The following is a 13,252-nucleotide window of genomic DNA, read 5'->3' as shown; positions in this document are numbered from 1 at the left end:
AGCGGCCGGCAGCGCCACGGCTCCGTACCTGGCGCGGGTCATGCCCTGAGCGTCGAACGGCCCACCAGTGAGCACGCCAGGGCCGCCCGGCGGCGAGGCGCACCGGGTCCCGGGCCTCCGGCCGGGCCGGGTGGTCCGGCTCGGCGCCGCGCCGGGTCAGCGCGCCGGGAGCTGAAGGACCTGCGCACGGCCTCCGTGCACGTCTGTGCGCGGCCGGCCGGGCCGGTCGTGCGGGCCCTCCGGCGCGCTCGCCTCCCGCGGGCCCCGCAGCGCGCTCGCCACCAGGGCCGCGTGGGTCCAGGCCGGCTCGGGGGCGGCCGGCTGGGCCGCATGGGCCAGGCCGCGGCGGTCGGGGTGGGCGCCCGGCGGGATCACCGGCCGGAGCTCCACCTCGGCGACCAGACCGCGGGCCCGGGCCACCCGCCACAGCGAGGCCAGCAGGCTGTCCTCGCCGACGAAGGCCGCCGCGGTGCCGGGCCCGCCGTGCTGCTGCCGGTAGCGCAGGCTGACCGGCTGGACGGGCACACCCGCGTCGAGCGCGGCCTGGAAGACGGCCCGCCGGAACCGGCCGTGGGCGCGCCCGCACCAGGTGCTGCCCTCGGGAAAGGCGGTCACGGCCGCGCCCCCGCGCAGGGCACCGGCGATCCGGTCGACCGTGCCGGGCAGGGCGCGCAGCCGGTCCCGTTCGATGAACAGGGCCCCGCCGCGCGCGGCCAGCGCGCCCGCCACGGGCCACTGCCGCACCTCGGTCTTGGCGAGCATGCGGCCGGGGCGTACGGCGGCGAGCAGCGGGATGTCGAGCCACGACACGTGGTTGGCGACCAGGAGCAGCCCGCCGGCCGGTACCGCGTCGCCGGTGAGGCGGACCCGGACCCCGATGGCCCGGACGATCATCCGGCACCACCGCCTGACCCACTCGGCGGGGATCCGCCCGCCGAGTGGGACCAGCACGACCCCGGCGAGCACCAGGGCCGTGACCACGGTCAGCCGCAGCACGGCCCGGGGTACGGCCGCGGCGGCCCGGGCAGGATCCACGCACGCGCCCGGGGTGCAGGGCGCGGTGGGCAGCCAGACGCTCATCAGGCCGGGACGAGCGAGAGGAAGTGCCGCAGATAGCGCTGGTTGACCCGGCGCATCGACAGCAGCACGTACAGGTCGGCGACGCCGAAGTCGGGGTCGTGCGCGGGCTCGCCGCAGACCCAGGCGCCGAGCCGGAGGTAGCCGCGCAGCAGGGCCGGAAGCTCGGTGCGGCCGGCCGGGACCTCGGTGGGCGCCGTCCACGGCAGCAGCGGCCGGACCCGGAACTCCTCGGGCGCGAGGTGCTTGGCGCGGACCCGCTCCCAGGTGCCGGCGGCGAGGGCGCCGCCGTCGGCCAGCGGCACCGAGCAGCAGCCCGCCAGCCACTCGTGGCCGCGGTCGGTCATGTAGCGGGCTATGCCGGCCCAGATCAGGCCGATGACCGCGCCGTCGCGGTGGTCGGGGTGGACGCAGGAGCGGCCGACCTCGACCAGTGCGGGCCGTATCGCGTCGAGCGCGGCGAGGTCGAACTCGCCGTCGGAGTAGAGGCGCCCGGCGACCGCGGCCCGCTCCGGCGGGAGCAGCCGGTAGGTGCCGACGACCTGCCCGGTCACCGTGTCACGCACGAGGAGGTGGTCGCAGTACGCGTCGAAGGCGTCGATGTCGTGCCCCGGCTCGGCGGAGGCCAGCAAGGCTCCCATCTCCCCGGCGAAGACGTCGTGCCGCAGCCGCTGCGCGGCCCGCACGTCGGCCTCGTCACGGGCGAGGGTGACGGTGTAGCGAGGGGGTGCCGCGGGCTGCGGTGGACGGTCGAGGGTGGAAACGCCGGTCATGGCTCTCTCCTGGTCACGGGCCGGTTCGGCGAGGGCGGCGGACCCGGTGCGTACGGCCCGCCGCTCCAGTTCTTCCGATGCCGGTTGGCCGGTGCGTGACCGGTGCCAGGAGAGGGGATGTGGGGGTGGTGAACGACGGGATCAGGCGGGCCGGCCGCGCTTGATCACTCCCCGGCGGGGAGCGTACAGGGGCCCGGAGAACCAGACGGGGCCGGGGATGAGCACCACTCCCGGCCCCGCCCGCCCGCCTCCGTCAGGCGAACGTCTTCCGACTGTCGCGGCTACCGCTTCCCCGCCTTCCGGGCAGCCCGCAGCCACTCCTTGTTCATGCTGGTGATCGACACCAGCGGGATGCCCTTCGGGCAGGCGGTCGCGCACTCACCGGTCAGCGTGCAGCCGCCGAAGCCCTCCGCGTCCATCTGCGTCACCATGTCCAGCACCCGCGTCTCCCGCTCGGGCGCTCCCTGCGGCAGCACGTTGAGATGGTTGACCTTCGCGGAGGTGAACAGCATCGCCGCACCGTTGGGGCAAGCGGCCACGCACGCCCCGCACCCGATGCACTCGGCGTGCTCGAATGCGAAGTCGGCGTCGGCCTTCGGCACCGGCGTGGCGTGGGCCTCCGGCGCGGACCCTGTCGGGGCGGTGATGTAGCCGCCGGCCTGGATGATCCGGTCGAACGCCGACCGGTCCACCACCAGGTCCTTGATCACCGGGAACGCGGAGGCCCGCCACGGCTCGATGTCGATCGTGTCGCCGTCCCGGAAGGACCGCATGTGCAGCTGGCAGGTGGTGGTGCGCTCCGGCCCGTGCGCGTCGCCGTTGATGACCAGCGAGCACGCGCCGCAGATGCCCTCGCGGCAGTCGTGGTCGAAGGCGACCGGCTCCTCGCCGGAGAGGATGAGCTGTTCGTTGAGGACGTCCAGCATCTCCAGGAAGGACATGTCGGGCGAGATGTCGTCCACCTGGTAGGTGGACATCGCTCCTTCGGCGTCGGCGTTCTTCTGCCGCCAGACGCGCAGGGTGAGCTTCATGCGTAGCTCCGCTGGGTGGGGTGGACGTACTCGAAGACCAGGTCTTCCTTGTGCAGGACGGGCGCCTCGCCGGTGCCGGTGAACTCCCAGGCCGCCGCGTAGGCGAACGCGTCGTCCTTGCGGGCCGCCTCGCCGTCCGGGGTCTGGGACTCCTCGCGGAAGTGGCCGCCGCAGGACTCGTCGCGGTGCAGGGCGTCGAGGCACATCAGCTCGGCCAGCTCCAGATAGTCGACGATGCGGTTGGCCTTCTCCAGGGACTGGTTGAACTCCTCCCCCGTGCCGGGCACCTTGATCCGGCGCCAGAACTCCTCGCGGATCTGCGGGATGCGCTCCAGGGCCTTGCGCAGCCCGGTTTCGGAGCGTGCCATCCCGCAGAACTCCCACATCAGTTCACCCAGTTCGCGGTGGAAGGAGTCCGGGGTGCGGTCGCCGTCGACCGCCAGCAGCAGGTTGAGCCGGTCCTCGGTGTCGGCCAGCACCTCCTGGACGGCCGGGTGTTCGCCGGTGACCGGCTCCTGGTGCGGGTTGCGGGCCAGGTAGTCGTTGATGGTGGCCGGCAGCACGAAGTAGCCGTCGGCCAGACCCTGCATCAGCGCGGAGGCGCCGAGCCGGTTGGCGCCGTGGTCGGAGAAGTTGGCCTCACCGATCGCGAACAGCCCGGGGACGGTGGTCTGGAGGTCGTAGTCGACCCACAGGCCGCCCATCGTGTAGTGCACGGCCGGGTAGATCCGCATCGGCACCTCGTACGGATCCTCGTCGGTGATCCGCTGGTACATGTCGAAGAGGTTGCCGTACTTGGCCTCGACGGCCTTGCGGCCCATCCGCCGGATCGCATCCGCGAAGTCCAGGTAGACGCCCTGGCCGCCGGGGCCCACTCCCCTGCCCTCGTCGCAGACGTTCTTCGCGGCGCGGGAGGCGATGTCCCGCGGGACCAGGTTGCCGAAGGAGGGGTAGATGCGCTCCAGGTAGTAGTCGCGCTCGTCCTCGGGGATCTGGTTCGGCGGTCGGGTGTCGCCCTTGGCCCTGGGCACCCAGATCCGGCCGTCGTTGCGCAGCGACTCGCTCATCAGCGTCAGCTTGGACTGGTGGTCGCCGGTGCGCGGGATGCAGGTGGGGTGGATCTGCGTGAAGCAGGGGTTGGCGAAGTAGGCGCCGCGCCGGTGCGCCCGCCAGACGGCGGTGGCGTTGGAGTTCATGGCGTTGGTCGACAGGTAGAAGACGTTGCCGTAGCCGCCGGAGGCGAGGACGACGGCGTCCGCGAAGTAGGTGTCGATCCGCCCGGTGACCAGGTCCCGCGCGACGATGCCGCGGGCCCGGCCGTCGACCACGATGAGGTCGAGCATCTCGGTGCGCGGGTGCAGCTCCACGTTCCCGGCGGCGATCTGCCGGGACAGCGCCTGGTAGGCGCCCAGCAGGAGCTGCTGGCCGGTCTGGCCGCGGGCGTAGAAGGTGCGGGAGACCTGGACGCCGCCGAAGGAGCGGGTGTCCAGCAGGCCGCCGTACTCGCGGGCGAAGGGCACGCCCTGGGCCACGCACTGGTCGATGATCTCGACGGAGATCTGCGCGAGCCGGTGCACGTTGGACTCGCGGGCGCGGAAGTCGCCGCCCTTGACGGTGTCGTAGAACAGCCGGTGGACCGAGTCGCCGTCGTTGCGGTAGTTCTTCGCCGCGTTGATGCCCCCCTGCGCGGCGATGGAGTGGGCGCGGCGCGGGGAGTCCTGGTAGCAGAACTGCACGACGTGGTAGCCCTGTTCGGCGAGGGTGGCGCCGGCGGAGCCGCCCGCGAGGCCTGTGCCCACGACGATCACCGTGTGCTTGCGCCGGTTGGCCGGGTTGACCAGCTTGGCCTCGAAACGGCGCTTGTCCCAGCGCTCGTTGATCGGGCCGGAGGGCGCCTTGGGGTCGGTGACCGGCGCGCCGGTCGTGTAGTCGGTGTACGTCATGGTCAGCTCACCACTCCGGTCATGACGCCCACGGGTACGGCGACGAAGCCGGCCGTGAGCAGCAGCGCGAGGACGTTCGCGATGGTCTTCAGGGCGCGGTCGCGGGTGCGGCTGCCGACGCCGAGGGTCTGGGCGGCGCTCCAGAAGCCGTGCCGGATGTGCAGGCCGAGCGCGAGCATCGCGACGATGTAGACGACGTTGCCGTACCAGGTGGAGAAGGTGTCCACCACGTTCTGGTACGGGTGCCCCTCCTGGAAGCCGCCGGAGTGCACGGTGCCGGTGGTCAGGTCCAGGATGTGCCAGACGATGAACAGCCCGAGGATGATCCCGCCCCAGCGCATGGTGCGGGTCGCGTAGCTCGCCCTCGGCTTCTTGTGCACGTAACCGCTGGGACGCGCCCTGATGTCGCGGCGGCTGAGCTGGAAGGCGGACGTCGCGTGGGCGACCACGGCGGCGACGAGGACGATCCGGACGAGCCAGAGCGTCCACTCGTAGTGCATGAAGGGTTCGCCGACCGTGCGCAGCCAGTGCGCGTAGTGGTTGAACTCGCCCGCGCCGAAGAAGATCTTCAGGTTGCCGATGACGTGCGCGACCAGGTACAGCAGCATGATCACGCCGCTGACGGCCATGACCGTCTTCTTGCCGACGGAGCTGTCCCACACGGTGCGTGCCATGGACGGCCGTCGGTCCGTCCGCGTTGCCAGAGCCATGGAACAGCACGCTAGAGCCGGGGACCCCGATCGGTCCAAGACATGGTCCAGCTTGTTTCCATAGCCTGGAGCTATCCTGGTGGTGTGCAGTTCCAGCAGCTCCAGTACTTCGTGGCCGTCGCCGAGACCCGGCACTTCACCCGGGCCGCCGAGCTGGTCCATGTCGCCCAGCCGTCGCTGTCGCAGCAGATCAAGGCGCTGGAGCGGGAACTGGGCGCGGATCTCTTCCTGCGTGCCCGGGGCAACATCACGCTCACCGACGCCGGCGAGGCGCTGCTGCCGCTTGCGCGGCGCATCCTGGCCGACGCGGACACCGCCCGGCACGAGGTGCAGGAGCTGGTCCAGCTGCGGCGGGGGCGGGTGCGGCTGGGGGCGACGCCGAGTCTGTGCACGGGACTGCTGCCGGATGTGCTGCGCGCCTTCCACGACCGCTATCCCGGCATCCAGCTGCTGATCGAGGAGGGCGGCTCGCACGACCTGGTGCGGGAGCTGGCCCGGGGTGCGCTCGACCTGGCGCTGATCGTGCTGCCGCTGCCGACGCCGGCGCCCGCGCTGACGACCGTGGAGCTGCTGCGGGAGGACCTGGTGGTGGTGTCCTCACCGGAGTCGCCGGTGCCCGGGCGGGGCGGCCGGGCCGTGGAGATCGGCGACCTGGAGGGCGAACGGCTGGTGATGTTCCGGCACGGGTACGACCTGCGCGAGCTGACCGTCGCCGCGTGCCGGTCCGCCGGGTTCGAGCCGGAGTTCGCCGTGGAGGGCGGCGAGATGGACGCGGTCCTGGGGCTCGCTCGGGCCGGGCTCGGGGTCGCCGTCGTGCCGCGGATGGTGGCCACCCGGGCGGGGCGGGGGCTGCGGGTCACCCCGCTGGCCAGACCGGGCCTGCACCGGACCATCGCGCTGGCGCACCGCAGTGACGTGGCTCCGCCGCGGGCCGCGCGGGAGCTTCAGCGGATGCTGCTGGAGCGGTGAGGGAGGGGGCCGTGCCCGACGGCGCCGTGGGTGGTGGGGGCCGCTCGGGGGCGCGGGTCGCGTGTGGTGGCTCGCGCGGTTCCCCGCGCCCCTGCCGGGGACGTCACCCCGTCGCGTCCACCAGTGCCAGGTCGTGGAGCCGCTCCGGGGGGCCCGGGCGGGCGTAGTACCAGCCCTGGGCCGTGTCGCAGCCCAGTACCCGCAGCTGTTCGGCCTGGGCGCCGGTTTCCACGCCCTCGACCGTGACGGCGAGGTCGAGGCTGTGGGCCAGGGAGACGATTCCCTCCACGATCTTCAGGTCGACGGGGTCGGCCGGGAACTGCTGCATGCCCTGGGTGAAGGAACGGTCGAGTTTGAGCACGCTCACCGGCAGGCGGCGCAGGTTGGCCAGGTTGGAGTAGCCGGTGCCGAAGTCGTCCAGGGCGATGTCTACGCCCATCTCCGCCAGCCGGCGCAGGGGTTTGAGCAGGTCGTCGTCGGCGCCGATGAGCGCGGACTCGGTGACCTCCAGGCACAGCGCGTCCGGGGTGACACCCGCGCGTTCGAGGATGTCCACCGTGTCCTGGACCAGCCCGGGGTGACTGAGCTGGCAGGGCGAGAGGTTGACGTTGATGCGCAGGGGGCCGGCGGCACTCTCGTCACCGTGCCGTTCCCGCCAGGCGCGGGCCTGGCGGATCGACTCCTCCAGCACCCAGCGGCCGAGCGGGACGATCAGGCCGGTGTGCTCGGCGAGCGGGATGAAGCGGTCCGGGCCGAGGACACCGTGCTGCGGGTGCAGCCAGCGCACCAGGGCCTCGGCGCCGCGCACGCTGCCGTCGCCGAGGTGGACCAGGGGCTGGTACTCGATGAAGAACTCACCGCGCTCCAGGGCGGTCGGCAGGGCCGTGGTCAGTCCGTGCCGGGTGATGGCGCGGGCGTCGGCCTCGGGGTCGGCGAGCTCGAAGCGGTTGCCGCCCGCCGACTTCGCCCGGTACATGGTGATGTCGGCGCTGCGCAGCACCTCCGCGGCGGTACGTTCACCGGCCGGCCCCTCGACGATGCCGAGGCTGCCGCGGACCAGGAGGTCACGGCCGTCGATGCTGATGGGAGTGACGAGCGCGCTCATGATGCGCTCGGCCAGCTCGTCGACCTCGCGCTGTGTGCCGGGGCCGGTGGTGAGGGCGACGAACTCGTCGCCGCCGAGCCGGGCGACCATCTCGCCCGGCGCGGTCGCGCAGGACTGCAGCCGGTCGGCGACCTCCACCAGCAGCCGGTCGCCGGCCGCGTGGCCGAGGCTGTCGTTGACCGTCTTGAAGCCGTCCAGGTCCAGATAGCACAGGCCGAAGCGGTGCCCGTCGCCCGCGTTCAGCGCCTTCTCCAGCCGCTCGAAGAACAGCGTGCGGTTGGGCAGGCCGGTGAGGGCGTCGTGGGTGGCCTCGTAGCGCAGCCGGAGGTTGAGCAGCCGGCGCTCGGTGGTGTCCTCCATGAGCGCGAGCTGGTACTGCGGGATGCCGTCGGCGTCGCGCAGCAGGGAGACCGTCAGGTTGGTCCACAGGACCGTGCCGTCGGGGCGGTTGAAGGCCTTCTCCACGTGGTAGTGCTCGCGCTCGCCGCGCACGAGTTCGTCGTAGAGCCGCCAGGTCTGCGGGGCGTCCTCGGGGTGCACCCAGTCCTGGACGCGCCGGCCGCGCAGGGAGTGCTCGGTGAGGCCGAACATGCGCAGCAGCGCCTCGTTGACCTGGAGGACGTTGCCGTCGAGGTCGGCGATGCCGATCCCTATGGCGGCGCCCTCGAACACCGCGCGGAAGCGGGCCTCGCTCGCGTGCAGCGCCTGGGCGACCACGCCCTGCGCCTCCAGGGCGGCCTGGGCGATGGCCTCCTGCTCCACGAGGGTGCGCTCGCGCAGCGCCTGGGCGTAGCCGGCGGCCATCGCGTGCTGCAACCGCGAGGAGCGCATGCGCAGTTCGTCCTGGGCGCCGTCCTCGCCGCAGTACAGGACGAGATAGGCGTCGACGCAGTCCAGGGTGCGGGTCAGTGCCTCGGGGTCGGTGCAGTGGGCCCCGACCAGAGCGGCGCCGACCGCCTTCGCCGCCTCCGCGTCGAAGCTGCGTGCGCGCAGCAGCTCGCTCAGCCGGCCGGCGAGCGGCAGCAGTCGGTCCTCGAACTCGGCACGGGTCAGCGACGTCGAGGTCACCGGGAACAGCGCCCGGCTCCAGATCGTCGTCAGCCGGCGCAGTCTTCCCTCCGGGCCGTCCGGCTCCGCGATCACGCCGTACGCCCCACGCCGGCGAATCCGGAGAAGGCGTAGGGATCCTCGTCCTCCGGCGCCGAATCCGGGCGCCAGTGCGGCATCTGCACCAGTCCGGGTTCCACCATGTCGTACCCCTCGAAGAACCGCGCGATCTCCTCGCGCGAGCGCATGATCAGCGGGTTGCGAATGTCCTTGTACACGTCCACCGCACCCTCGGCCCGCTCGGCGGGCAGCGGGATTCCCTCGTACGAGGCATGGGTGAGGATCAGCAGGCTGCCGGGCGCGAGCGCCTCGCGCAGCTCGGCCACCGCACCGTACGGGTCGTCCGCGTCTTCCACGAAGTGCAGTATGGCAACGAGCAGGAGGGCCACTGGCCGATTCAGGTCGATCAGCCGCTCCAGCTCCGGGCTGGCGAGGATCTCCTGGGGCTTGCGGAGGTCGGCGGCGACCGCGTCCGTGCCCTCGATTCCCTCCAGCACCGCCTGGCTGTGGGCGACGGCCACCGGGTCGTGGTCGACGTAGACCACACGAGCGTCCGGTACGGCCGCCCGGGCCACCTCGTGGACGTTGCCGAACGTCGGGATGCCGGAGCCGATGTCGAGGAACTGGGTGATGCCCTCCCCGGCCGCGAACCGTACGGCCCGGCGCATGAACGCCCGGTTGGCCTGCATGGTCTTCGGCAGGCCCGGCAGGAACTCCATGACCTTGCGGGCCGCTTCCCGGTCGACCTCGAAGTTGTGCGAACCGCCCAGGTAGTAGTCGTAGATCCGCGAGACGCTCGGCACCGAGATGTCGATGCTGCGTGGGGCCCAGGCGGGACGCTCCATGTATCTCTCCAAGGCGTGGACAGGTGTAGGCGATCCGGTGTTCGAGCTGAGGCTACTGATCGCCGCCCAAAGGGGCGACCTGAACCGGAAATTGACCATCCGTTCCCGGTCACTGCCTGCGGCAAGTGCCCGCACGACCCCGCTGTGTGACGACCGCGCGGCCCCGCGGATCCCACCGCACACAACGATCCGCCCCCTCCGTGCGGTACGGAGGGGGCGGATCTTCGGTGGCGCGCCGGGCCGGGCGGGGCGATCGGCCCTGGGGAGGTGATCTACTTGCCCGGCGCGCCGACCGGCTTGCCGTCGGGCGAGACGGCGTACCACGTGCCGCCCACGCCCTGACCGTTGGTGTCGCCCGGGGCCTTGTCCCCGGAAAAGGTGTAGATGGGCCAGCAGTTGACGGTCATCTGCTTGGCTCCGTCGGACCGGGTGAAGGGCATGAGGCCCTTCTTCTTCACGCCTTCGGTGTCGTCGGCGCTGACCGGGCCGACGGCCGGCCACTTCTCCAGGCAGGCGCCGGTGCAGTTGGAGACGGACTTGGGCCAGGCCTGGTCCTTCAGGAAGCGGTAGACCGTCATGCCGTTCTTGTCCACGACGATGTCGCCGAGCTTGGGGTCCTTGTGGACGGACAGGCCGGGCAGGTCGGACAGCTTGGCCTTCTTGCCGGTGGGGGCGAGCGCGAACCACTTCCCGCCCACGCCCTGGCCGTTGACGTCTCCGGCGTTGACGTCCTTGGCGTACCGGTAGGCCGGCCAGCCGCCGACGGTCAGCTGCTTGGAGCCGTCGGCGCGGGTGACCTCGCCGAGCAGCGCCTTGTCGATGCCGGCACCGGCGGTGGCGTCGTCGGCGGGAACCGGCGGCCAGGTGGTCGCGCAGTCGCCGTCGCAGTTCGACTTGGGCGGGTTGGCGGTGTCCTTGTCGAACCGGTAGAGGGTGAGGCCGGAGCCGTCGGTCAGCACGTTGCCCAGGTCGGGATTGCTCGCCACGGAGAGCTTGCCCGCGGGGGTGACCGGGGCCGGGGAGGCGGAGCTCTGGTTGCCGTCCGCGCCGTATCCGTTGCCCGCGCCGGCCGCGGTCCCGCTGCCCGGGGCGCCGTAGTCCCCGGCCACGGCCGTGGCTCCGACGTTCTGGGCCGCCGACGCGGGAGTGGCGGCGTTGTCCTGACCGCACGCCGTCGTCAGCGCCAGCACCGAGGCCGCTGTGGCCACCAGTGAGGCGGTCCGCCACGAGGTCTTCATCGTCAACTCCACATTGTCGCCCGGATATTGCAGCGCCCTGCTGCGCCGCCGCACGGCCATGGGTACGCACCGCGGGGGTCGCCGTGTTCAACGGCGGCCGGTTTTTTCTTTCCGGGTCCCGTACTCCGTGCCGGCCGTCCATGGCACGGGCATCTGGAGGAATCGCGCCGATGCGGGCTCTTTCCCTCGTCAAACCATCGATCACCTCATCTCCCTCTTTCGGAGCAATCTCGGCTCACCGGGGCGTGCGGCGGCGCTCAGCGCCTCATGATCTGCGTCGTGCATGGACCCGAAGTGACCCGATGCGCGCCTGCGGCGAGGGCGTTGGCCCTGGCGACGCTGACCTGGGCTCTGGTGGGCTGTCCGGCCGGCAGCGCGTCGGCCGACGCCTGCGCGTACGCCTCCACGGGCCCGGACGGCACGGTGGCGGTGGCCTACGCCGGCGGCCACCAGTGGCCGCCGCCCCCGCCCTGTCCGAGCCCGACCCCGCCACCGTGTCCGCCCGAGCCGACGCCGACGCCGACGCCGACGCCGACGCCGACGCCCACGCCGACGCCCACTCCCCCGCCCGAGCCGACGCCTCCGCCCAAGCCGCCACCGCCGCCCACGAAACATCCGAAGCCGCCGCCGAAACCCGCCCCGAAGCCGCCGCCCCCGCCGAAGCCGCCCGCCCGGCCCGCTCCGGCGCCCCCACCGCCTCCGCCGCCCCGGCCGGCACCCACGCCCACCCCGACGCCGCCGCCGAAACCCGCGCCGAAGCCGACGCCCAGGCCCGCCCCCCGGCCCACCGTGACGCCGGTGAGCTACCCGGCGTACCACCCCCACGCCATCAGCCACACCAAGCACGGCCGCACCACGCCCGTCACCTACGTCCTGCTCATCACCGTCCCCGCGATCGTCGCCGTCGCGGCGCTGCGCCCGCGCTGACGCGCCGGCTCCTCACTTCTGGAGGCACCAGTTGTCGGATTGGCTTGTTCTCGTCCTCGCGATGCTGGGGGCCTGTGCCGTCGTGGTCGTCATCACGACGGTGCGGCACCGGACGGCATCCGAGGACGAGGATCCCAGCGAAACGCCGGACGTCATCGAGTACATGACGATGTGGATCGGCGTCATCTACGCCATCGTCCTCGGTCTGGCCATCGCGGGCGTGTGGGAGGCCCGCAACGCCGCCCAGGACTACGTGCAGTCCGAGGCCCAGGCGCTGCACGAGATCTCGGAGCGGGTCCGGGTCTACCCACCGGACGTCCGCGACCGCATCCGCGGGGACGTGGACGCCTACGTCAGCTACGTCGTCCACACCGAGTGGCGGCGGATGGCGGACGACGGGCAGGTCACGGGCCGCGGCGGCGAGCTGCTGCAGCAGGTCCGGGCGGACGTCACCGACTACCGGCCGAGGAACGACTTCGAGGCGCAGGCCTACCAGCCGCTGCTGGACCAGTTGGCCGCCGCCGACCAGGCGCGCAACTCACGCGCCGACTCCACCGGCGCCACCATGCCGCCGGTCGTGTGGTGGGGACTGCTCACCGGCGCGCTGATCACCATCGGCATGGTGTTCGCCCTGCAGATCCGGCGCACCCGGCGGGAACTGATCCTGGCCGGTCTGTTCTCGGCGACCATCGCGTTCATGCTGTTCCTGATCTGGGACTTCGACGCCCCCTACAGCCGGGGCATCGCGGTCACGGCCGATCCGTTCCTCAGCATCTTCCCGGGCATCACGGGATAAACGGCCGGACTTCGGCGGACAGCCCACCCGGCCGGCACGGCCGTCATAACAGGCCTTCGCCCCCGCTTCCGCGAGGAACCGGGGCGAAGGCCTGTCGACGTGCGTGGGTCCGGTGCCGGGGACGGATCCGGTGGGCTCGGGGGCCGGCCGGGGGCTCAGACGCGCTTCTCGTGCCGGCGGCGCAGCCAGAAGGCGCCGCCACCGATCACCGCCACGGCCACCAGGCCGCTGCCGATGGCCATGTCGGTGGGCGTGGCACCGCTGGTCCTGCTGCCGCCGATACCGCCGTTGACACCGCCGAGCACGGTGAAGGCGTCCCGGCGGGTCAGGGTACGGCCGTCACAGCGGACGGTGACGGCGTACCGGCCGTGGCGGGCGTCCCGGTCGACGGTGGCGACACCACGGGCGGTGTCGTCGCGCCACGGCTCCAGCGGGATGGTGCCGAAGGCGTCGGAACTGGCCGTGCCGGATCGGCAGCCGTTCACGATGACGGTGAGGCGGCCTCCGGCGGACAGGACGTCGGGCGTGACGAAGATGTCGCGCGAGTTGAAGTCGTCGTCGTGGCCTCCGAAGCCTTCCCCTCCTTCCCCATGGCCGCCCTCGCCGCCCCGGCCGTTGCCGAAGCCCTCGTTCCTCCGGCCGCCGTCGTTCCCGCGGCCGTTGCCGAACCCCTCGTTCCCGCGGCCGTTGCCGAACCCCTCGTTCCCGCGGCCGTTGCCGAACCCCTCGTT

Annotated in this window: 12 protein-coding genes and 1 pseudogene; 3 read left to right on the top strand and 10 right to left on the bottom strand. The window is 72.3% G+C overall.

Annotated features, from left to right (window positions below):
* Positions 1-156: 156 nt before the first annotated feature.
* The 5 genes from AB0B40_RS24415 to AB0B40_RS24395 all read right to left on the bottom strand — a co-directional run bounded on the left by AB0B40_RS24415 (position 157) and on the right by AB0B40_RS24395 (position 5,498).
* Positions 157-1,080 carry a lysophospholipid acyltransferase family protein gene (locus tag AB0B40_RS24415; RefSeq protein WP_362265558.1) on the bottom strand — a complete coding sequence of 308 codons (924 nt, stop codon included), beginning with the start codon at positions 1,078-1,080 and terminating at the stop codon, positions 157-159.
* Positions 1,080-1,850 carry a GNAT family N-acyltransferase gene (locus AB0B40_RS24410; RefSeq protein ID WP_345057135.1) on the bottom strand — a complete coding sequence of 257 codons (771 nt, stop codon included), beginning with the start codon at positions 1,848-1,850 and terminating at the stop codon, positions 1,080-1,082. The genes AB0B40_RS24415 and AB0B40_RS24410 overlap by 1 nt, the downstream gene beginning before the upstream one ends.
* A 281-nt stretch (positions 1,851-2,131) precedes the next feature.
* Positions 2,132-2,881, bottom strand: coding sequence for a succinate dehydrogenase/fumarate reductase iron-sulfur subunit (locus AB0B40_RS24405; RefSeq protein ID WP_345057137.1), 750 nt, complete (start codon positions 2,879-2,881; stop codon positions 2,132-2,134).
* A complete protein-coding gene (locus AB0B40_RS24400) occupies positions 2,878-4,824 on the bottom strand; it encodes a fumarate reductase/succinate dehydrogenase flavoprotein subunit (RefSeq protein WP_345057139.1) in 1,947 nt (648 codons plus the stop codon). Before AB0B40_RS24400 ends, AB0B40_RS24405 begins: the two co-directional genes overlap by 4 nt.
* Before the next feature lie 2 nt (positions 4,825-4,826).
* Positions 4,827-5,498, bottom strand: a complete 672-nt coding sequence (locus AB0B40_RS24395) for a succinate dehydrogenase (protein WP_345057141.1) — start codon at positions 5,496-5,498, stop codon at positions 4,827-4,829.
* 120 nt (positions 5,499-5,618) lie between these two features.
* Here AB0B40_RS24395 and AB0B40_RS24390 point away from each other — a divergent pair, with 120 nt between their 5' ends.
* Positions 5,619-6,503 carry a LysR family transcriptional regulator gene (locus AB0B40_RS24390; RefSeq protein WP_345057143.1) on the top strand — a complete coding sequence of 295 codons (885 nt, stop codon included), beginning with the start codon at positions 5,619-5,621 and terminating at the stop codon, positions 6,501-6,503.
* A 103-nt stretch (positions 6,504-6,606) separates the two neighbouring features.
* Here AB0B40_RS24390 and AB0B40_RS24385 read toward each other — a convergent pair whose 3' ends face one another.
* From AB0B40_RS24385 to AB0B40_RS24370, 4 genes are all read right to left on the bottom strand, one after another.
* The gene (locus tag AB0B40_RS24385; RefSeq protein WP_345057145.1) at positions 6,607-8,751 is read right to left on the bottom strand and encodes an EAL domain-containing protein; all 2,145 of its coding nucleotides are present in this window, start codon (positions 8,749-8,751) and stop codon (positions 6,607-6,609) included.
* Positions 8,748-9,560, bottom strand: a complete 813-nt coding sequence (locus AB0B40_RS24380; RefSeq protein WP_345057147.1) for an SAM-dependent methyltransferase — start codon at positions 9,558-9,560, stop codon at positions 8,748-8,750. The genes AB0B40_RS24385 and AB0B40_RS24380 overlap by 4 nt, the downstream gene beginning before the upstream one ends.
* A 272-nt stretch (positions 9,561-9,832) precedes the next feature.
* Positions 9,833-10,798, bottom strand: a complete 966-nt coding sequence (locus AB0B40_RS24375; RefSeq protein WP_345057149.1) for an SCO0930 family lipoprotein — start codon at positions 10,796-10,798, stop codon at positions 9,833-9,835.
* A 434-nt stretch (positions 10,799-11,232) separates the two neighbouring features.
* Positions 11,233-11,586 (bottom strand): hypothetical protein, encoded by a 354-nt coding sequence (locus tag AB0B40_RS24370; RefSeq protein ID WP_362265554.1) that lies wholly within the window; start codon positions 11,584-11,586, stop codon positions 11,233-11,235.
* A 10-nt stretch (positions 11,587-11,596) separates the two neighbouring features.
* Between AB0B40_RS24370 and AB0B40_RS24365 the strand changes: the two genes are divergently transcribed.
* Both AB0B40_RS24365 and AB0B40_RS24360 read left to right on the top strand, forming a co-directional pair.
* Positions 11,597-11,725: a hypothetical protein gene (locus AB0B40_RS24365; RefSeq protein WP_362265552.1), complete on the top strand. Its 129-nt coding sequence runs from the start codon at positions 11,597-11,599 to the stop codon at positions 11,723-11,725.
* A gap of 31 nt (positions 11,726-11,756) precedes the next feature.
* On the top strand, positions 11,757-12,521 hold the full coding sequence (locus AB0B40_RS24360) for a hypothetical protein (RefSeq protein WP_345057153.1): 765 nt from the start codon (positions 11,757-11,759) through the stop codon (positions 12,519-12,521).
* A gap of 155 nt (positions 12,522-12,676) precedes the next feature.
* On the opposite strand, the pseudogene AB0B40_RS24355 reads toward AB0B40_RS24360, so the two are convergent.
* A pseudogene (locus AB0B40_RS24355) lies at positions 12,677-13,252 on the bottom strand (hypothetical protein); the annotation flags it as partial.

The organism is Streptomyces sp. NPDC042638, assembly GCF_040647235.1.
GTDB classification, from domain to species: Bacteria; Actinomycetota; Actinomycetes; order Streptomycetales; family Streptomycetaceae; genus Streptomyces; species Streptomyces rameus.
The sequence above is the reverse complement of the archived record's forward strand: the minus strand, read 5'-3'. Positions and strand labels throughout refer to the sequence as shown.

Coding starts and splice junctions, on each gene's coding strand:
- AB0B40_RS24375 (WP_345057149.1), bottom strand. CDS start 10,798: ATGAAGACCTCGTGGCGGACCGCCTCACTGGTGGCCACAGCGGCCTCG.
- AB0B40_RS24380 (WP_345057147.1), bottom strand. CDS start 9,560: ATGGAGCGTCCCGCCTGGGCCCCACGCAGCATCGACATCTCGGTGCCG.
- AB0B40_RS24405 (WP_345057137.1), bottom strand. CDS start 2,881: ATGAAGCTCACCCTGCGCGTCTGGCGGCAGAAGAACGCCGACGCCGAA.
- AB0B40_RS24410 (WP_345057135.1), bottom strand. CDS start 1,850: ATGACCGGCGTTTCCACCCTCGACCGTCCACCGCAGCCCGCGGCACCC.
- AB0B40_RS24415 (WP_362265558.1), bottom strand. CDS start 1,080: ATGAGCGTCTGGCTGCCCACCGCGCCCTGCACCCCGGGCGCGTGCGTG.
- AB0B40_RS24400 (WP_345057139.1), bottom strand. CDS start 4,824: ATGACGTACACCGACTACACGACCGGCGCGCCGGTCACCGACCCCAAG.
- AB0B40_RS24395 (WP_345057141.1), bottom strand. CDS start 5,498: ATGGCACGCACCGTGTGGGACAGCTCCGTCGGCAAGAAGACGGTCATG.